Source organism: uncultured Nostoc sp. (assembly GCF_964247315.1).
Classification (GTDB): domain Bacteria; phylum Cyanobacteriota; class Cyanobacteriia; order Cyanobacteriales; family Nostocaceae; genus Nostoc.
Window position 1 is genome coordinate 50,830 of record NZ_CAXTTT010000002.1, and the last position, 18,139, is coordinate 68,968.

Here is an 18,139-nt window from a genome sequence, read left to right on the forward strand (position 1 = left end):
GGATTGGGTATTCCCAGTCCCCAGTCCCCAGTCCCCATTCCCTATTTACCTAACAAATTGGGGCATAATTTCGGCAGCTGTGAATATTCCATAAATGCCGCGTTGGTGCAATTGTCTGCCAGCTTTGAGATAGCCAAAAGCAGGGCCGCAGACATTGGCTGCCATGCTGGTTTCATCTCCGAGAGTAAATGTATGGATGGAAATCTTTCCTTCAAAGGTACGTCCTGTTACCTTAACATTCGTGCTGAGGGGCTTTTTGGAATTGCGGGTATCGACTACACCACCAACTGTAACGCGATCGCGCCCTACTATCCCGGCTATTTCTAACATCACATCGTCAGCGTGTTCCATATTTGTCAAGGTCAGCACGCCATTAGTTTTATCTAATAGTGCTTCTACTTGGGCGTCAGTCATCGCCCTCGCAATTTCCACGGTGTAACCAGGAATATGGCCGATGTCCTCCCGAACAGTGGCGCGGTAAGCTTCCCAGTTAGCAATTCCCACCCCAAAAGTAATTTCAACATGATGAATTTCGGCGTAGCTTTGGGCGGCTAAAGCTGCTGCTGCTGTTAATAGTCCAGGTGTAGCACCACATCCTGTCATGTAGGTAATGCCGGCTGCTTGCAGTTCATCTTTCATCGCTAGTAGTTGTTCTACAGCAGTGGTGCGTTTAATTGCATCTACTAGTACCCCACGCCAACCAGATTTGATAAATTCCTTAGCGACAGTGGGAATAAAATCATTTGGTAGGTTAGGTAAAGCCAAAAAATACCCATCTACTTCAGCTATTTCGATTAAATCTTGAATACTTTGATTTGTTAATGTACCAATTGGCTCTAAATAACCGACCGAACCTTGGGACTGATAGATTGCAATGGATTCTTCAGTATTTAAACCTTCAGCAGCATAAGCGTAGCCTTTATGATCTGCTGCTGCAACTAAAATCATTTCTCTTTTGCCAGCAACTACCTTAGCGGCTGCTTGTCCGAGTCCGCCGAAACCCAGTACTCCCACACGTATCGCTGGCGAAATATTTAGAGAATTTTTGATTTTTTCAGAATTCATAGTTAATTCCTTAAGTTGAATCAAAAGCCTTGAGGATTCCGCATCTCAGCTTCCGGCTGGTAACTGGTGGCTGATGGCTGATAACTCAAAGCTATAGAGATTAATTATGATTCATTATCCTGGGTTCTTTGGCTGGATATTGCAGATATTTATCTCTATTTATCTCTAAGCGATCGCTTTTGAGTTTTTTGACTAGGAATATACCAGATTTAAAGCAATGGTCGCAACTGGCAACCCCGAATAAAGCTTAAGAATACTGGCTAAACTTGATATTCTAACAGAATAGAGTTGCGCGATGATACAAAGACTTACGGAGGCGATCGCTTAAAGTGGTATGAGGTTGTTAGCATTCTGAGTATTATGAAGCGTATTTGCACTATGTTTAATATTTTTACAATAACTTCGTTATCTGCTTTTATATTTGCTACCACTACTACTTTTTTGCTAGTGCAGACAGTCATAGCTAAACCAGTACAGACAAAAAAGCAAGTCAATCCACCAATACCATTCTACTCAATAGTACGAACATACCCTGCAAATAATAGCTTACCAACAAGCCGTTTGATGACGATTGAAAGTGTTCTCAAAAAGTCTAGTAAGATGCAAATCACAGAAGCAAAACTTACAATGTATGAGGAATTTGCAGCCAAAACAGGAGAGTACAAATCATCGATTTCTAACAACCGAATGGTGTGGATAGTGACTGGTTTTGTCCAAGGTGAGTTGAGAATGTCTAGAGGTAGAAGCGTCTGTACTGATAACGCTAAACTTGTGGAAGTAACGGATGCAGAAACTGGCGATTCTTTTGGTAGAAGTATTTACTGTCCCCCAAAAAATGAGATAAATTTTATGCCGTAAAGTTGACTTATAATCAAAAAAACTTCCCTTCAGGAGATTGACTTTCATGACATATATCTCCCCAAAAACCCTCACATTTGAAGATTTTCTCTCCCACTATCAAGACAATCCCCGCTATGAACTAGCAGACGGAGAACTAATTGACATGGAACCCACTGGCCGGCATGAAACGGTGAGTGGCAAACTTGCAACCCAAATTGGCATCTACCTTGTTGCAGACCCCTGGTTTATTCCTCGCACTTGTTTGATTTACCCTTTTGCTGATACAGCTACAGTTCGTCGTCCTGATATTGTGGTTCTTGATGAAACGGTTCTCGACCGTGAACCCCTTTGGCAGCGAGAACCTGTAATTACTCTTGGACGCTCAATTAAATTGGTGGTGGAAGTCGTTAGCACTAACTGGGAAACCGACTATGCAAGAAAGGTTGAAGAATATGCGCTTTTAGGCATCCCTGAATATTGGATTGTGGATTATCGAGGATTGGGTGGTATAGCATTTATTGGAAAACCCAAACAACCTACATTTACCGTTTGTAAATTGGTTGAAGACAGTTATACTCAACAACAATACCGACTCAACCAATTAATTAACTCGCTACTTTTACCTGGTATTCAACTTCGCTTAGATGACATTCTGCCTCGTTAAGTGTAGGCAGAGTTTTGAATGTAGCGATTTTGGCAGTAATAACGTTTAATTAGGATGGTACGTAGGCGTAGCCTATCGTAGACATCGCTTCATTATTTATAGTAATGACAACTTTGCCTGTTAGCAACTAATTTTAACGCTCATAAATTTCTAATGGTAAATTATCTGGGTCTTTAAAAAAAGTATATTTCTTGCCTGTAATTTCATCAATTCTGATATTTTCTACCTCTAACCCTTTGGATTTTAAATAAAAAACAGTTTCTTCTACATCATCAACTTGAAAAGCAAGATGTCTTAAACCACAAGACTCTGGTTTACTAGGCCGTTCTGGAGGATTTGGGAAAGAGAATAGTTCGATTTGCGTATTTTCTGCAACTTTTAAATCTAATTTATAAGAATTTCTGGCGGCGCGAAAAGTCTCTTGAATAATCGAAAAGCCTAAAGTTTGGACATAAAATGCTTTGGAGCGATCGTAGTCAGAACAAATAATAGCTACATGATGAATGCCAGTGGTTTTCATGTGTACTTTTCAAGCTAACAACCATTTACCTGTAGCACTTTTAGCAGAGTTTTGCTAGTCTTTGCAAGATGAGGGCTTTAGGAAAGTGCTAATCTGGAAAATACAAACCTTGATGCCATCAACCTTAAAGACGCTGATTTACGTAGAGCAATATTTATTACTGTAGATCAGATTAGAACTGCTACATTTTGGTATGAAGAAATATAGGACGATGATTTTCGTATCGACGTGGGTGAAATTGCGATGTCTGAAGCTAAAGATGCAGAAATCATCTGTTACCTGATGTCTAACTTTTCGTATATTTAACTTAAATTTATATTTAATCAGCCAAAAGGCATATTGCTTTCTCAAAACTTCATATTCAATAAGCAAAAAGGCATATTGCTTTCTCAAAATGACATTTTACTTTCTCAAACCCCAGTTTGCTTTCTCATTTTGGTGTTTTCCGCAAGTAAAAAGAGCTTTTACTTTCTCAAACCCCAGTTTGCTTTCTCATTTTGGTGTTTTCCGCAAGCAAAAGAAGCTTTTACTTTCTCAAACCCCAGTTTGCTTTCTCATTTTGGTGTTTTCCGCAAGTAAAAAGAGCTTTTACTTTCTCAAACCCCAGTTTGCTTGTTTACTTAAGTAATTCACGCATTGATTTTGGTGTATTGTTGAGCCGTTAGATTGCGATCGCTTCATTCAACAAGAATCTTTCAATTGCTGCTTACGATATAGATTTAATACCTTGACATTACTATTGTCACGTAGTTATATTTAATTTTTCAGCCCATTCGCTTTATGTTGGAAAAATTGAAGCATCTGCGACACTTGGGAAAGTTAAAACCGATTCGTAATTATACTAATAAATTTATTTACCCTTCTCTAAAACTTTTAATTTTTAGCATTATTCTGCTGAGTTTCTTTGTTGTTGGGTGTGAGAAGGAAGATGAAAATAAGGCGATGGATGAGAAAATATCAAGACTGGAGAAAGAAGCAGAAAAGCATATTATATCTAAGATTAAAATTCAAAGGAACTACTTCTTAAAGAACAAAAACTTTTTTATACCTCCTGATGAAGTAGCAACTAACTATGGTTCATTTCCACCAATTTTTGGAACACAAATATGTTATCGATACTATACTGAAACAGATACTAACGTTCTCTCTAAAACAACTATTGATGCTGTTTATAGCTATGGCGTTCAAGACGACTGTGGTGGTATGTTTGGCTTTGAACTTAGGTGGTATGTTGGAGCGAGTTTTGCTGTTCGCATTTCTGGGGACAAGCAAGTGAAACTGATAAGTATTGTCTGTCAAAGTAATGACTTTGGGCGTGTACCCTCGCGTCCAGAATACATAAATGGTGTAGTAAAATGCCCTCCTGAAACAATACAAGTATTACCGATTTAACTAACTACGCAAATGAAAAAACATAAAAAATATTTATTAAGTAACTACGTGTAAATAAATTAAAGGTTGTAGTAAGGACTCTAGTCCTAAAAATCCTTGTTTTGAGCGATGAATCGCTCACTACAGCAAGTCTTAATTTTTGCATCGTCTAAGTAGGACACCGCATCATTGAACTAGCTAACCGCTATGAAACTGTTGCCCCGTCAGGGATTACTACTCTCTGCGACAGCATACTTGTGCCAAATAGCTTCGATTTCATACCCATTAGGCTTTGGTGACTGCATCTTTCTTTCCATGACTTCTGCTATTCCTAGCATCATGTAAGTAAGGCTTGACCATTTCATAGAAATTACTAAATCTTCCCATAAAAAGAGTATTGGTGATGTTTTCTGTTGTTTTTCATTACCGACTACAACGTATAAGCCATTCTCCGTGCTAGAAATGGGAAATAAGCGTGAAGAAAAATTATTGCTATTCAGGAGAGAAGCTAGAACTTTTTGCTGGCTATTATTTGTGTTTCTTGATATCTGTAATTTGTGTTTGTCTTTCTTTAACCAAGAGGCTATAGAGCGATATATATTAATTGCTTCTCCTAATGAGAAAAAATCGTCATCTTCCAATGGAAATTCAAATTGAAAATAACTGTCAAAGGAATCCCAATTTTTGTTGGGGTTGACACCAATAGGCAAACAACTATTACCCCTTTGGTATAGTTCGCAAAGTTCTAATGGTAAATGAAACGGATAATTCTGAGTAAGTTCCTGGATCTGCTCAACACTTAACCTTGGAGGATAATCTGGATTATAACCGCCACAAACACTCCAGTATTCAAGACAGCCTATGTAACCACTCTGTTCTGCAAGGATTGCAATCTTATCAAGAATAGAGGTTATTGTTGACATTCTGCACCTCCAAACAAAGTCAATTTTTATTATTCCTGTAAAACAGTCTTTGATACAATCCTAGTTTTCTTGAGGTCTGCTTCGGAAAGTTGTTCCCCAGCTTGCAAGCGAGTGGCTGAGGTTTGCAACACTGTCGCTGCCCCTTTATCTCCGATTTGTAAAGCGGTTTTAGCAGCCGTTTGTAACATCGTGGCTGCACCAGTGCGATCGCCTTGTTGCAATTTAGCCTCGGCTAACTGGGTTTGGCGATACTTCGCTAATGCTAAAATAGACTGTTGTACCTGCGGATTAGAATCTGGTTGATACGCCCGCACCACATCTGCATACACTGGCATCAAGGGCGAAAGTAAGCCTTGTTCGTTAACCAACGGGTCATCATAACGGATTTGCAGATGCGCGATCGCTTGTTTACCTTCTGGCAATTGTCCCAGATAAATGTTCGCCAAAACTACCCGTTCTACATCCTGCATCAAATCTCCCAAACGCACAGCAAAGCTACCATCAGCTTCGGGTTCCACTGGTAACTCGATTGTGTCTGGGGCAACTTGGGCAATGGGTTTAAGTTCTGCTAATCGGACATTGGGCACTAGAGATAACAACAAGTAGGCATTAGTTAGCCCAATCGATTTAATCCGCCCAAACAGCCGACTAAACTGCTCCACAGCTTGTTCGGGACGTTCAATATGGGCTAGAGTCCCACCACCGACATCGGCAATGTTTTCTAGCAAATCCTGATTCCAGCTATTACCAAATCCGAAAGTGTTGATAGTTAGGTTCAGCTTGGCAGCCTTTTGCGCCAGTTTAAGACAGCGCTTGTTGTCATCTCGCCCAATATCCCATTTCCAAATCCGCAAACCGCTTTCACCATGTCCATCCGTCAGCAGAAACGCTTGGGAAACAGCGCCTCTTGTACCCTTCATCAATTCTGTAATTCCCAGTTCCAAACCATCAGCGATCGCAGTACCGCCGCTAGCAGTCAGTTTGCTTTTGATTTGAGATTTGATGCTTTCAGGGTCTTCGATCGCTTGGTTAGGAATAATGACTTCCGCAGTCCCGGAAAAAGCCACAACTGAGATGCGATCGCCTACTTTCAACCGATCGATTAATCCTTCCACAGCTTGGATCACCGTTTTAATTGGTTGTCCATGCATGGAACCACTTCTATCCAAAATCAAGCAGAGATTAAGGGGGAGATTTTGGTCAAGCTCACCAGCGATCGCAAAAATCGTTATTGCTAGTTGACGTTGGCTACTTGTTTGAGCCAGATCAACATTATTGTCATTTAACGCCGAGAGCAATTTAACTTTCATCTAAACCTGAGTTTACTGGGGAGGGGTATCTTGCAAAACTGTTTTAGAGACAATTCTGGTTTTCTTGCGATCGCTTTCAGATAAATCTCCACCAGATTGTAGCTGGGTGGCAGAAGTTTGCAACACCGTCGCCGCCCCAGTATCTCCCATTTGCAAAGCAGTTTTCGCAGCCGTTTGTAACATCGTCGCCGCACCAGAGCGATCGCCCTGTTGTAATTTCGTTTCGGCTAGCTGGGTTTGGCGATACTTAGCTAATGCCAAAATAGAATGCTGCACCTGGGGATTCGGGTCTGCTTGATAATTTTTGACTACATGGGCATAAACTGGGATATTTGGTGTAACTAAACCTACTTTGTTGGCGGCTGGATCGTCGTAGCGGACTTGCACATTAGCGATCGCTTGTTCACCTGTTGGCAATTGTCCCAAATAAATATTAGCTAAGATTACCCGTTCCGCATCTTTCATTAAATCTCCCAATCGCACAGCGAAACGTCCATCAGCTTCTTGTTGCAGTGGTAACTCAATTGTGTCGGGGGAAACTTGAGCCACGGGTTTGAGTTCCGCTAACCGGACATTGGGCATCAGCGAGAATAACAGATAAGCATTAGTCAATCCCACAGTTTGAATACGGCTGAACAGGCGATTAAACTCTTCCACTGCCTGTTCGGGTTTTTGAATATAAGATAAAGTACCTAAGCCAGCATCAGCAATTTTTTCTAAAACATCTTGGTTCCAGTTGTCACCAAATCCCAAAGTATTTAAAGTCAAATTATAGCTAGCAGCCAATTGGGCGAATTTCAAACAGCGATTGTTATCACCATGTTCATTTTCCCCATCAGTTAACAAAAAGGCTTGGGAAACAGTATCTTTTTTCCCTTTCGCCAACTCCTCAATCCCCAAACGCAGTCCTTCATCAATCGCAGTTCCACCATCGGCGGCGAGGCGATTAATTTGCTGTTTGATTTTCTCTGGATTTTCGATACTTTGACTGGGTACTAAGACTTTGGCACGGTGATCGAAAACTACCACACTGAGGCGATCGCCAGGATTGAGTCTATCTACCAAACGATTCGCTGCTTTTTTCACCGTTTCTAGCGATCGCCCGTTCATCGAACCACTATGATCGAGAATTAAGCATAAATTCAGGGGTACATGGCGGTCTTGAGTCTCTGCGATCGCCGAAATCGAAATTTCCAACTGACGTTGACTGTTCAGTTGATTTGCGTCCAAATTACCATCATTCAAGGCAGGCTGCAAATTAACCTTCATAACTCAGAGTCCCTATTCAGGATATACATATAAAAAAATAACTTCAAAGCACTACTTTAGCTTTACGGAAAACCTATCCAATATAAATACACTAATATAATCAGAATATCTTAGAAGTTAAGCATTGGCAGATGCGAAGCCGCCTTCAGCATTAGGGAGAAATCCGCACCTTGAAGGAAACGTGCATCGCGCTAGGATGTATTACAGTTAACGGCATAGTTTCAGGCGATCAGTTGCTATGGATATTTCCCCAATTAAGGCTGTTCAAGCCCCATATTACGGCGATAACTTTTACCGGACACCACCGCCAGATTTACCTTCCCTCTTATTGAAGGAGCGAATTGTCTATATTGGGATGCCACTGGTGCCTGCTGTCACCGAATTAATCGTAGCCGAATTGCTGTTTTTGCAATCCGACGACCCCGAAAAACCGATAAAAATCTATATCAACTCAACCGGCACTTCCGGTTACAGTGGCGAACCCATTGGCTTTGAAACCGAAGCCTTCGCCATCTATGACACCATGAAATATATCAAGCCTCCGATCCACACCATCTGCGTTGGTTCCGCGATGGGTATGTCAGCGATGCTCCTCAGTGCTGGTACAAAAGGTTGCCGCGCTAGTTTACCTCACTCCTCGATTATCCTGCATCAGCCTAAGAGCTACGCCCAAGGTCAAGCAACGGATATTCAAATTCGCGCTAGGGAAGTTTTGGTAAATAAAGGGGCGTTAGTTGATATCTTACATAACACCACTGGACAGCCCCCAGAAAAAATTATTAAAGATATGGATCGGCTGTTATATCTAACACCCTATGAAGCAAAGGAATACGGACTGATTGACCGAGTTTTTGAGAAAGAAGAACTCGCAAATCCTCCACTACCTGCCAGTGTCCTTTAGTGAGTGCTGAGTGCTGAGTGCTGAGTAGAAACGCGATTAATCGCGTCTGTACAGGAGTTATGAGTTATTCCTAACTCTCCCACCGCCCCCAAATTATTAAAAACGGAGTAAATTATGCCTATAGGCGTTCCGAAAGTTCCTTACCGGATGCCCGGTGGACAATATACAGATTGGATTAGCATCTATGATCGCCTTTACCGGGAACGGATTATATTCTTGGGGCGAGATATTGATGATGAAATTGCCAATCAAATTATCGCTGTAATGCTGTATCTGGACTCAGACGATCCAGGTAAAGACATTTATTTATACATCAATTCTCCTGGTGGGATGGTTACATCTGGCATGGCTATTTTTGACACCATGCAACATATCAAATCAGATGTAGTGACTATTTGCGTGGGTTTAGCTGCTTCAATGGGATCTTTCCTGCTGGCAGCTGGCACCAAAGGCAAACGGCTGGCGTTGCCTCACTCACGGATTATGATTCACCAGCCTTCAGGTGGTACTCGTGGACAAGCAACCGATATCGAAATTGAAGCTAGAGAGATTCTGCGGATTCGTCACCAGCTCAATGGGATTTATGCTGATAAAACAGGTCAGACCATAGAAAAAATTGAAAAAGATATGGATCGTGACTTTTTCATGTCTGCTGAAGAGGCAAAACAATACGGTTTAATTGACCGTGTGATTGAAGACCGAACCTCCATAGTAGGGGAGTAAAAAGGCAGGGGGCAGAGGGGCAGGGAGCAGGGGAGAAATCAATTCAAAATTCAAAATTCAAAATTCAAGAACTTCTGCCTCCTGCCTCCTCTTTCCCAATGCCCAATGCCCTTTTATAAACAAACTGTCAACATTGAACTTTAAAATAGAAAATTAGCCTTTATCATTAATAGTCCGGGCTTGAAGCTGATATTGACAGATAATAGCCAATAGCTAAATATTCGATAGCTGATAGCTCAAGATGGATCTTGGAGATTGCTACCGTTTACTAGGTTTAAGATCGGGAGCTTCTTTTGCTGACATCAAAGCGTCTTACCGACGACTGGCGCAGCAATATCATCCTGATATTAACCCAGATGACAACAAAGCCAAAGATAAGTTTATTGCCTTGACAGAGGCTTACAAACTCCTGCTGACGGTAGTACTACCAGAGGAAATTGGCGCACATTCCAGTCAAGTGTCAACGTCTGGACGTGACGACGCTAAGGCAACGCAACGGCAGAAAACACCAGTAACAACGGTGACAAGCCAAGAATCAGGGAAACCAAAGCCGCCGAATCTGTTGGAAATAGAAGAACGGCTGAAGTGGAAGACTTATGAGCAATTGCAGCGATTTTTGCAAGAAAAACGATTTCCGCAAGCGATCGCCTTGGCGGAAGCTTTAGCAGAGCGTTTGTCAACAGATGCAGAAGTTCGTCAATGGCTAGCGATCGCCTATCAAATTTGGGGACGGGCACTAATTTCCGAAAAACAACTACTCAAAGCCAGAATTTATCTCAAAAAAGCCTTGAAAACAGACCCACATAATAAAAGTCTCTGGTATGAAGTCCAGCGCGATTTCCAACGATTAGAGCAAATTTTTTAAAGATTTACAAAATTTATTGAAAACCAAAATCTCGTTTCCAGGTTCTAAAAAGGAAATAGTCTTCATTGGGCTGCTACCACTGAGGTGGGAGCCTCTCAAAGAGCATTCCCAGTCTGAGACTGGGAACGAATTACGAATTACGAATTACCGCCATCCCCTCAGCACTGCTCCCAAGGTAGCGATTCCCTCGACAATCTTCTTAGTTGGTTGAAAGCTAAAAGCTAACCTGATGGCATCATCTCCCTGTCCATTGGGGTAGCAGCGAGTTCCTGGCAGAAAGCTGATGCCCTGTTCATTGGCAGCAGTTAGGAGTGCTTTGGCGCTGATGTCTGGCGGCAATTTACACCAAACGAAAAAGCCACCACCTGGTCGCAAAGCAACTACATCGGTGGGAAACTCTTGAGCGATCGCTTCTAACAACAAATTACACTTATGCTTGTACCAGGCGATTAGCTCCTGAATATGATAATCTAGTTTGCCTGTAGCACAGTAGCGGCCAACCACATGGCTGACAAACGGCCCCACAGGTCCTTCACTTTTGAACATTGCCAACCGCTCAATAATTGCTGGATCGCCACAAGCCCAGCCTAATCTGATACCAGGCGCAATGATTTTCGAGAAAGTATTCACATATAACACCCAGCCCTCCTTGTCAAGGCTTGCCAAGGATGGCACAGCCTCGCCTTGGAAGCGCAAATCGCTGTAGGCATCGTCTTCTACCACCAACACGCCATACTCGGCCGCTAACGCTACCAGTTTTTCGCGGCGAGATAATGGCATAGTAGTACCTGTGGGATTATGAAAAGTGGGTATAGTGTAAATAAATCGGGGTCGAATGCCTCGTTTGTTCAAGTCGCTCAAAGTTTCTTCTAGGGCATCCACATCCATTCCCAATTCGTCTACAGGAATGGTAATTAGGCGTGCGCCAGCCTGGACAAATCTATTAACTACTCCCAAGAAGGTTGGCCCTTCTACAATTACGACATCACCAGGTTCAACAAACACATCGGGTAGCAAACCCAAAATCTGACCAGAACCATAGCCAACAATCAGGCGATCGCGATCGGCAGGGATTCCTTGAGCTTGCAAGCGGAGGATTATTTGTTCATAAAGTTGGGCTGAAGGTGGCCCATAATTGAGAGCGATCGGAGCCTCTTCTGCTAGTACAGCCCCACTTGCAGCAGCCAAGTCCGCGTGGGGAAAGAGAATCGGGTCAGCGAGACCATAGGCAAAACTGACGGTAATGATTTTGGTTAACTCAGTGCCGTAAGTTGGTGGTGTCAGATTTCTAGCTCTTTCGGCGAACAAATCAGCAATTTGGTAAGCAGAAGTTGTAGAAGTCATAAGCAATTCAAAATTGGGAGTCAGAATATAGAACGCACAAAAAGGCAATTAGCGAAAAGTCATACGTATGTATTCTTTCTTATAACATCATGACAAGTATCGTAAATCTTGATTACTAGAACAAAATTACTATAGTGAAATTAATTAACTTCAAGTGGCAGCAGCTAATTCTAAGCTTAGGCTGCCTACTACTGATTATTGCCTGTCAGAGTTTATATCCCACTACTAACCCAGATGCTAAACCTCTCAAGGTGGCTACAGATCCCACCTTTGTCCCTTTTGAGATCCAAACAGCTAGCGGGAACTTGGAAGGCTTTGATATTGATTTGATGAATGCGATTGCTAAAGTAGCAGGTTTTACAGTCCAGTTTGAAAGTCTGCCCTTTGATGGCACGATCTCGACCTTGCAAGCTAAAAGAGTTGATGCAGCAATTAGTGGAATCACAATTACCGCAGAACGCCTGAAAACAATTGCTTTTTCACGAGCTTATTTTAAAGCCGGACTTGCGATCGCTGTCCGCGAAGACAATCAAAATATTAAAGACTTCAATAGTCTCAAAGGGAAAAAAATTGCTGTACAGATTGGTTCCACTGGGGCCGATTTTGCCAAAACAATCCCCAATGCCAAAATTAGTACTTTTAATTCTGGGCCAGAATTTTTTCAAGACTTACTCAATGGCAATGTTGATGCTGTGGTTAGCGATGCTTTCGCGACTTTGTATGCGATTAAAAATGGCAAACTCAAAGGCATCAGAGTTGTTGCGGATTTACTCACTGAAGAATACTACGGGATTGCTACGCCCAAGGATTCTCCCCATTTGGATGCAATTAACAAAGGTATAGCGGCTTTGTTATCCAATGGCACTTACAAACAAATTTATCAAAAATGGTTTGACGCTGAACCTCCACAATTGCCAAACTCTTGACAATTGGGCATTGGGTATTGGGCATTGAGAAGAGACAAGGTAGCAAGGAAAAGGGGGGAGATAAGGGAGAAACTTGTTCAATAATTCACCCTTGTCCCCCTTGTCTCCCCTGCTCCCTCATCTTACCCATTCCCTGTTCCCCATTTATAAGGAATTAGCTGCCAATATATGAAATATTTATCTAATATGCGTCACAATTAATACTGCCACCAAAATTCATTGATAAACTACAATCTACTGTAGTCAGGGACAGCCAATTGTGGCACCTTGGAACGAACGGGAATAAAGGAACTTCCACTATGCTGATTTGCCCTCAGTGTAAATTTGAAAACCCCAATAGCAACAAATTCTGTCAAAACTGTGGCACATCCCTGACTCACAAGGTCTGTCCTGAATGCAGTACCGATGATGTACCTGTGAATGCACTACGTTGTCATAACTGTGACACAGAATGTGGAACAGTGTTTTGGGCAATTATTGCTAAAGAAACGACTGGGGAAGCTTTGAAAGTAGAAGATGTAGAAGATATAGGAGACGTGGGAGGTGAGGGAGATGAGCAAGCAATACCCTCCCCATCTCCTCTATCGCCTACTTTTCAAATTACATTAGGCTCCTATTTAGACTCCCAAGAGCGCTATCAATTGTTAGATACGCCACTTGCCCAGACGGAAACTGCCATTATTACTGATGTGGGTGTGAGAGTTCTAGACTGTCAGCCGTATCAAATATCACCCATTGAGGCAATACTAGAAAGTCAGGAATCAGATTTGCTAACGCCACCAGTGGAAGCGAATGAAATTCCTTACCTTGCTAAACTTTATATTGCCTTACAATCCCAAGGTGAGCGGGGGATACCACCGATTCACGACGCATGGCAGCAAGGAGATATACAGGTATTAATAATCGAAAACCGCTCGGATTGGCAGTATTTACTCGACCTATGGCAAGAAGAAACAACCAGTTCATTAAAAATTTTACACTGGTGTTATGAAATGACCCAACTTTGGGCAGTATTGGAACCAGTAAATTGTCGTCAAAGCCTTTTAGATTTGTCGAATTTGCGATTGGATGAAGACCAAACGTTGGCACTACAAAGGTTGTATGTGGAATCATCGAATTCTCAGCCCGCCACGGAGTCGCCAGAAGATGCCCAAAGTCAAGCATCTGCCATTCCAGAGGAGCCGTTAACTATCCAAGCTTTGGGAAGGGTTTGGCAAGCACTATTTAGACAGTCGCAACGGACTCAATTTGGCTCCGTAGTCCAGATGTTGGGGGATTTAGAGTTAGGTAAGATTCAGACGATCGCACAATTGCGATCGCGTTTGGAGGAAATCTCTGTTGAACTGGAAGCACTAGGAAGCGCAACTTTGCCCCCAATAAAGGAGAAAAATACTGCTGTGTCCACCATCCGGCAACTAGATGAGTTAGAAGATATCATTAACAAAACTGATGATATGGCAACTGTTGTGCTGGCGATGCAGTTAAGTAGCTTAGAAGATGCAGGACGCACAGATGTGGGGCGTCAACGTCATCATAACGAAGACAACTTTGGTATTGAAACCAAAATTCATAAACTGGAGTTCCCCAAAAGTCGAGTTTTAGAAGGGCATGGTTTGTATATTCTTTGTGATGGTATGGGTGGACACGCTGGCGGCGAGATAGCCAGCGAGTTAGCAGTCAACACCCTACGGCAATACTTTCAAGAACACTGGATTGGCAACCAGCTGCCAACAGAAGATAGCATTCGTGAGGCAGTGTATTTAGCTAATGAGGCGATTTACAAGCTCAACCAACAAGATGCCCGTTCTGGAGTTGGGCGTATGGGTACAACTTTAGTAATGCTTTTAATTCAAGATACTCAAGCAGCAGTCGCTCATGTGGGAGATAGCCGTCTCTATCGCCTGACGCGTAAGCAGGGACTAGAACAAGTCACACTAGATCACGAAGTTGGGCAACGGGAAATTAACCGAGGAGTAGAAGCAAGCATAGCTTACGCCCGCCCAGATGCCTACCAACTCACCCAAGCCTTGGGGCCTCGTGATGAAAACTCGATTAATCCCGATGTCAGCTTTTTCGACATCAATGAAGATACTCTGCTGCTGTTGGCATCGGACGGTCTATCAGATAATGATTTACTAGAAACCCATTGGCAGACTCACTTAGAACCTTTACTTAGTTCTGGCGTTAACTTAGAACGGGGCGTTACAGAATTAATTGATTTAGCAAATCAACACAACGGTCACGACAATATTACTGGTATACTTGTTCGGGCAAAAGTACGCCCAAATCTGGAAAGTTAATCATAAATGGGCATAGGTAATGGGGCATGGGTAATAAGAAGAAATAACAATCACCAATTCCCAATAGACATATAGGCAAATTAACCTCGACGCCTTATAAATCAAGGGTTAAAGCCTAATTTTTTGATAAGTTTAATACCCAATGCCCGATGCTTAATGCCCAATGCCCAATGCCCAATCCCTAATCCATTTACCTTGTAGGTTGTATTGTGGTTAGTCTGACCCTGTTAGAACCGCAACAGAAAACTCCCCTTCAGCAGTGGTGCTTTGAGAACTCCTCCATAATTCGGATTGGTCGAGCGGCAGATAATCACGTTGTTTTAAATGATAGTTTAGTTTCGCGGCATCATCTAGAACTGAGAAAAATCGGTGACGCTAGCAATGGCGATGCTTGGCAGCTGATTAGTCAGGGTACAAATGGGACTTTTCTCAACGGTATCCTTGTACTTCAGAGTCCGTTAGCAGATAATTCCCTTTTGCAATTGGCACAGGGAGGCCCAATATTGCAATTCCAAATTCAGGAGGTAACAGAACTGGAAACTGGTTTGCGATCGCAACAACAAATACAAGGAACAGAAGAAAACGCCGCCGAGACGCTTTACTCAGCAAAAAATCTGGCAAATTCATCTTCCACTTGCACGCACGAAGGCAATTCCCCAAATAATCTGTTTTGCATCCACTGCGGTCAACCTCTCTCAGTCCAACAGAAAGTTCGCCATTATCAGGTGTTGCGAACTCTCGGACAAGGAGGTATGGGTACTACTTATCTCGCTTGGGATGAGGCTGGTGTGATTGCGGGTATGCCACAACTGCTGGTATTGAAGCAAATGAATGCTGATATGCTGAAAATTGTCAAAGCTCAAGAGTTATTTGAGCGAGAGGCGCATACTCTCAAATCCCTTAACTATCCTGGAATTCCCAAGTATTATGACTTCTTTGTAGAAGGCGGAAAAAAATACTTAGCAATGGAACTAATCCACGGACAAGATTTGGAGAAACGTGTCTATACCACTGGCCCAGTGACACCAAACCAAGCGATCGCTTGGATGATCCAAACCTGCGATATTTTAGACTATCTTCATAGCCAAGAGCCTCCACTGATCCACCGCGATATTAAACCCGCCAATTTAATGGTGCGAAGTTCAGGAAATCGCATCGTAGTGCTAGATTTTGGCGCAGTTAAGGAAATTGGCACAGCGCCCGGTACTCGAATTGGTGCAGAAGGTTACTGCGCTCCTGAACAAGAACGAGGACAACCTTTAACTCAATCTGATTTGTATGCAATTGGGCCAACGCTGATTTTTCTGCTCACAGGCGAAAACCCTTTCAAGTATTACCGCCAACGAGGGCGAAACTTCAGGTTTGATGTGGCAAAAGTTCCCACCATTAGTTCCCAATTAAGAGATGTGATCGACCGCGTTACAGAACCATTGCCACGCGATCGCTATCAAAATGCAAAGGAATTAGCTGCGGCTTTAGCTGCCTGCAAAGTTTAGAGAGTGCGGAGTAGGGAATGATAGAGCAGGGGAAACATGGGAATAATAACTATTAGTTATTGACCAATACTCCACGCCCCATGCCCCATACCTAATTTTTACTCTTCATCCCAAGTTTCTACAGCTAGCAATTCACTAACTGGGTCTTGCATACTAAAGCCAAAGTCAAGCAGTTCCTGTTTCCAGTGCTGCCATTCATTACCGTATAGCAAAGCGATTTTCCAGATGCTATCGCTTGGCTTGATAATATTCGATTCTATGAGTGATTGCACATTGCGCTGCAATTTCACCATTGGGTGAATCACTTGCTGAGTCATAACCTCGATTGAATTCTGATTTTGTGGGTAAATGCTTAATTAAAACTGCTTCCCATTCTGCAATTTTTGCTGGCCCGTAGAGTGGTGTAATTTGGTAAAGCTAGTCTTAACTTTTTAACTATACCATAACAAACTCTACAAAGTTAATGATCAATTCGGTTTTGTACGGTAATTACCACCAGAAAATCTCAATTTTACCAAGTAGTCCTTAAACTTTTTGCAGAAGCCAGACAAAAGTTTTGGGAGTAGGGGTAAGGGATGTTTATGTTTCCCCTTTTTTCTTTAACCTTTGCCCCTTTTGTTTTTCCTCTTTACCTCTACCTTTTTTCTGCAAGAGTGCAACACTACCTTTCGTAAGATATCTATTGTGGACGCCGAGCAGAATAATTAGTCCTCAGGGAAGTTCCACTAAGTAGTGTGATTGAGAACGACTGGGAAAATTCTATTTGTTTGAATCACGAAAAATATGCTTGCTTGTTGAAGAACCTATAGGATACGGGCTAGTTTGAAAATTTTTGACTGACAGGGAAATTTGCAATTGAGTAGAAATATGTACTCTTTCTGTTGATTTAAATGTTGTTTACAATATCGCAAACATCTGGCTTTAGGCAAATTAATTGCAAATCTTTATATAATTTTAATGTTTTGCCCAGAGAATAAGACTTGGAGGGTTTTGCTTTGAGGTATAGGAGCGATGCCTACGGCGGTAAACTACGCATGGCAAAATTGTTGGTACAGCATAGGTTTACCATAAGGTTTCCTTGTCTTCAGAGTCAGCATTTGAAGTTTGTGTAAAAAATTTTTAGCGAGGATGTTAGTTTCTGTTGAGCAGATGGGTATCCTCAGAACGGAGGCTTGCTGATACCTAAGTATTTACCGCAGCAAGTATGTGAGGCATGGCTAGTTCGGATGCAGAATACCTAATTACCCGCAAAAAGCAGATTCAGCGGCGACAAAAGATTGTCACGATAGTGTCGATGTTCTCGTTTTTTGGTTCTACGGCATTTGCAGTTATTCCAGCAATCCAACAGGCTACTCAACCTAAGCCAGCAACTGCGTCTGCTTCTCCTGAGTCAGGATTACAGCAACAGGCGCAGGGCTACGAGTTGGTTTTACAACGGGAACCAGAAAACCAACTTGCTTTAGAGAAATTATCTGTGCTGCGGTTGCAATTGAAGGATGCTAAAGGTGCGATGAAACTTTTGGAGAAGCTGGTGAAGTTACACCCTGAGCGGCAAGATTACAAAGTTGTATTAGAGCGAATTAAGAAGCAAGAGGGAAATAGCGATCGCATTAAGTAAATAA

Annotated in this window: 18 protein-coding genes; 11 read left to right on the top strand and 7 right to left on the bottom strand. The window is 42.4% G+C overall.

The window, feature by feature from the left end; all coding sequences use genetic code 11:
* Positions 1 to 45 precede the first annotated feature (45 nt).
* Positions 46 to 1,065 carry a saccharopine dehydrogenase-like oxidoreductase gene (locus tag ACFE93_RS01145; RefSeq protein ID WP_375471631.1) on the bottom strand — a complete coding sequence of 340 codons (1,020 nt, stop codon included), beginning with the start codon at positions 1,063 to 1,065 and terminating at the stop codon, positions 46 to 48.
* 288 nt (positions 1,066 to 1,353) lie between these two features.
* Here ACFE93_RS01145 and ACFE93_RS01150 point away from each other — a divergent pair, with 288 nt between their 5' ends.
* On the top strand, positions 1,354 to 1,923 hold the full coding sequence (locus ACFE93_RS01150) for a hypothetical protein (RefSeq protein WP_375471632.1): 570 nt from the start codon (positions 1,354 to 1,356) through the stop codon (positions 1,921 to 1,923).
* Positions 1,924 to 1,969: 46 nt separating this feature from the next.
* On the top strand, positions 1,970 to 2,569 hold the full coding sequence (locus tag ACFE93_RS01155; RefSeq protein WP_375471633.1) for a Uma2 family endonuclease: 600 nt from the start codon (positions 1,970 to 1,972) through the stop codon (positions 2,567 to 2,569).
* Between the two features lie 133 nt (positions 2,570 to 2,702).
* Here the strand turns inward: ACFE93_RS01155 and ACFE93_RS01160 are convergent, their stop codons facing one another.
* Positions 2,703 to 3,089: a VOC family protein gene (locus ACFE93_RS01160; RefSeq protein ID WP_375471634.1), complete on the bottom strand. Its 387-nt coding sequence runs from the start codon at positions 3,087 to 3,089 to the stop codon at positions 2,703 to 2,705.
* Positions 3,090 to 3,182: 93 nt separating this feature from the next.
* Here ACFE93_RS01160 and ACFE93_RS01165 point away from each other — a divergent pair, with 93 nt between their 5' ends.
* Positions 3,183 to 3,296, top strand: a complete 114-nt coding sequence (locus ACFE93_RS01165; protein WP_375471701.1) for a hypothetical protein — start codon at positions 3,183 to 3,185, stop codon at positions 3,294 to 3,296.
* Positions 3,297 to 3,869: 573 nt separating this feature from the next.
* Positions 3,870 to 4,481 (top strand): hypothetical protein, encoded by a 612-nt coding sequence (locus tag ACFE93_RS01170; protein ID WP_375471635.1) that lies wholly within the window; start codon positions 3,870 to 3,872, stop codon positions 4,479 to 4,481.
* A 203-nt stretch (positions 4,482 to 4,684) separates the two neighbouring features.
* Here ACFE93_RS01170 and ACFE93_RS01175 read toward each other — a convergent pair whose 3' ends face one another.
* From ACFE93_RS01175 to ACFE93_RS01185, 3 genes are read right to left on the bottom strand one after another with little or no spacing between them, the layout of a single operon-like run.
* A complete protein-coding gene (locus tag ACFE93_RS01175) occupies positions 4,685 to 5,383 on the bottom strand; it encodes a hypothetical protein (RefSeq protein ID WP_375471636.1) in 699 nt (232 codons plus the stop codon).
* A gap of 29 nt (positions 5,384 to 5,412) precedes the next feature.
* Entirely contained in the window at positions 5,413 to 6,693 is a 1,281-nt protein-coding gene (locus ACFE93_RS01180) for a VWA domain-containing protein (RefSeq protein ID WP_375471637.1), read from the bottom strand.
* A 12-nt stretch (positions 6,694 to 6,705) separates the two neighbouring features.
* On the bottom strand, positions 6,706 to 7,962 hold the full coding sequence (locus tag ACFE93_RS01185; protein WP_375471638.1) for a VWA domain-containing protein: 1,257 nt from the start codon (positions 7,960 to 7,962) through the stop codon (positions 6,706 to 6,708).
* A gap of 238 nt (positions 7,963 to 8,200) precedes the next feature.
* Here ACFE93_RS01185 and ACFE93_RS01190 point away from each other — a divergent pair, with 238 nt between their 5' ends.
* The 3 genes from ACFE93_RS01190 (at position 8,201) to ACFE93_RS01200 (ending at position 10,451) form a co-directional block, all read left to right on the top strand.
* Complete coding sequence (locus ACFE93_RS01190) at positions 8,201 to 8,863, top strand: ATP-dependent Clp protease proteolytic subunit (protein ID WP_334928315.1); 663 nt, start codon at positions 8,201 to 8,203, stop codon at positions 8,861 to 8,863.
* 114 nt (positions 8,864 to 8,977) lie between these two features.
* The gene (locus ACFE93_RS01195; protein WP_375471639.1) at positions 8,978 to 9,586 is read left to right on the top strand and encodes an ATP-dependent Clp protease proteolytic subunit; all 609 of its coding nucleotides are present in this window, start codon (positions 8,978 to 8,980) and stop codon (positions 9,584 to 9,586) included.
* A gap of 241 nt (positions 9,587 to 9,827) precedes the next feature.
* Positions 9,828 to 10,451 carry a J domain-containing protein gene (locus ACFE93_RS01200; protein WP_375471640.1) on the top strand — a complete coding sequence of 208 codons (624 nt, stop codon included), beginning with the start codon at positions 9,828 to 9,830 and terminating at the stop codon, positions 10,449 to 10,451.
* Between the two features lie 144 nt (positions 10,452 to 10,595).
* Here ACFE93_RS01200 and ACFE93_RS01205 read toward each other — a convergent pair whose 3' ends face one another.
* A complete protein-coding gene (locus ACFE93_RS01205; RefSeq protein WP_375471641.1) occupies positions 10,596 to 11,795 on the bottom strand; it encodes a PLP-dependent aminotransferase family protein in 1,200 nt (399 codons plus the stop codon).
* A 134-nt stretch (positions 11,796 to 11,929) separates the two neighbouring features.
* Here ACFE93_RS01205 and ACFE93_RS01210 point away from each other — a divergent pair, with 134 nt between their 5' ends.
* From ACFE93_RS01210 to ACFE93_RS01220, 3 genes are all read left to right on the top strand, one after another.
* Positions 11,930 to 12,721, top strand: coding sequence for a basic amino acid ABC transporter substrate-binding protein (locus tag ACFE93_RS01210; RefSeq protein ID WP_375471642.1), 792 nt, complete (start codon positions 11,930 to 11,932; stop codon positions 12,719 to 12,721).
* 299 nt (positions 12,722 to 13,020) lie between these two features.
* The gene (locus tag ACFE93_RS01215; RefSeq protein ID WP_375471643.1) at positions 13,021 to 15,021 is read left to right on the top strand and encodes a serine/threonine phosphatase; all 2,001 of its coding nucleotides are present in this window, start codon (positions 13,021 to 13,023) and stop codon (positions 15,019 to 15,021) included.
* 209 nt (positions 15,022 to 15,230) lie between these two features.
* Positions 15,231 to 16,517: a protein kinase gene (locus ACFE93_RS01220; RefSeq protein ID WP_375471644.1), complete on the top strand. Its 1,287-nt coding sequence runs from the start codon at positions 15,231 to 15,233 to the stop codon at positions 16,515 to 16,517.
* Positions 16,518 to 16,615: 98 nt separating this feature from the next.
* Here the strand turns inward: ACFE93_RS01220 and ACFE93_RS01225 are convergent, their stop codons facing one another.
* Complete coding sequence (locus ACFE93_RS01225) at positions 16,616 to 16,834, bottom strand: DUF4327 family protein (protein WP_012407469.1); 219 nt, start codon at positions 16,832 to 16,834, stop codon at positions 16,616 to 16,618.
* A gap of 896 nt (positions 16,835 to 17,730) precedes the next feature.
* Here ACFE93_RS01225 and ACFE93_RS01230 point away from each other — a divergent pair.
* Positions 17,731 to 18,135, top strand: a complete 405-nt coding sequence (locus ACFE93_RS01230; RefSeq protein ID WP_375471645.1) for a tetratricopeptide repeat protein — start codon at positions 17,731 to 17,733, stop codon at positions 18,133 to 18,135.
* Positions 18,136 to 18,139 lie beyond the last annotated feature (4 nt).

Excerpts from the sequence above, each read along its gene's own strand:
- ACFE93_RS01180 (WP_375471637.1), bottom strand. The coding sequence starts at position 6,693 with ATGAAAGTTAAATTGCTCTCGGCGTTAAATGACAATAATGTTGATCTG.
- ACFE93_RS01230 (WP_375471645.1), top strand. The coding sequence starts at position 17,731 with ATGGCTAGTTCGGATGCAGAATACCTAATTACCCGCAAAAAGCAGATT.
- ACFE93_RS01190 (WP_334928315.1), top strand. The coding sequence starts at position 8,201 with ATGGATATTTCCCCAATTAAGGCTGTTCAAGCCCCATATTACGGCGAT.
- ACFE93_RS01200 (WP_375471640.1), top strand. The coding sequence starts at position 9,828 with ATGGATCTTGGAGATTGCTACCGTTTACTAGGTTTAAGATCGGGAGCT.
- ACFE93_RS01225 (WP_012407469.1), bottom strand. The coding sequence starts at position 16,834 with ATGACTCAGCAAGTGATTCACCCAATGGTGAAATTGCAGCGCAATGTG.
- ACFE93_RS01170 (WP_375471635.1), top strand. The coding sequence starts at position 3,870 with ATGTTGGAAAAATTGAAGCATCTGCGACACTTGGGAAAGTTAAAACCG.
- ACFE93_RS01195 (WP_375471639.1), top strand. The coding sequence starts at position 8,978 with ATGCCTATAGGCGTTCCGAAAGTTCCTTACCGGATGCCCGGTGGACAA.
- ACFE93_RS01155 (WP_375471633.1), top strand. The coding sequence starts at position 1,970 with ATGACATATATCTCCCCAAAAACCCTCACATTTGAAGATTTTCTCTCC.
- ACFE93_RS01160 (WP_375471634.1), bottom strand. The coding sequence starts at position 3,089 with ATGAAAACCACTGGCATTCATCATGTAGCTATTATTTGTTCTGACTAC.
- ACFE93_RS01205 (WP_375471641.1), bottom strand. The coding sequence starts at position 11,795 with ATGACTTCTACAACTTCTGCTTACCAAATTGCTGATTTGTTCGCCGAA.
- ACFE93_RS01145 (WP_375471631.1), bottom strand. The coding sequence starts at position 1,065 with ATGAATTCTGAAAAAATCAAAAATTCTCTAAATATTTCGCCAGCGATA.
- ACFE93_RS01215 (WP_375471643.1), top strand. The coding sequence starts at position 13,021 with ATGCTGATTTGCCCTCAGTGTAAATTTGAAAACCCCAATAGCAACAAA.
- ACFE93_RS01185 (WP_375471638.1), bottom strand. The coding sequence starts at position 7,962 with ATGAAGGTTAATTTGCAGCCTGCCTTGAATGATGGTAATTTGGACGCA.
- ACFE93_RS01175 (WP_375471636.1), bottom strand. The coding sequence starts at position 5,383 with ATGTCAACAATAACCTCTATTCTTGATAAGATTGCAATCCTTGCAGAA.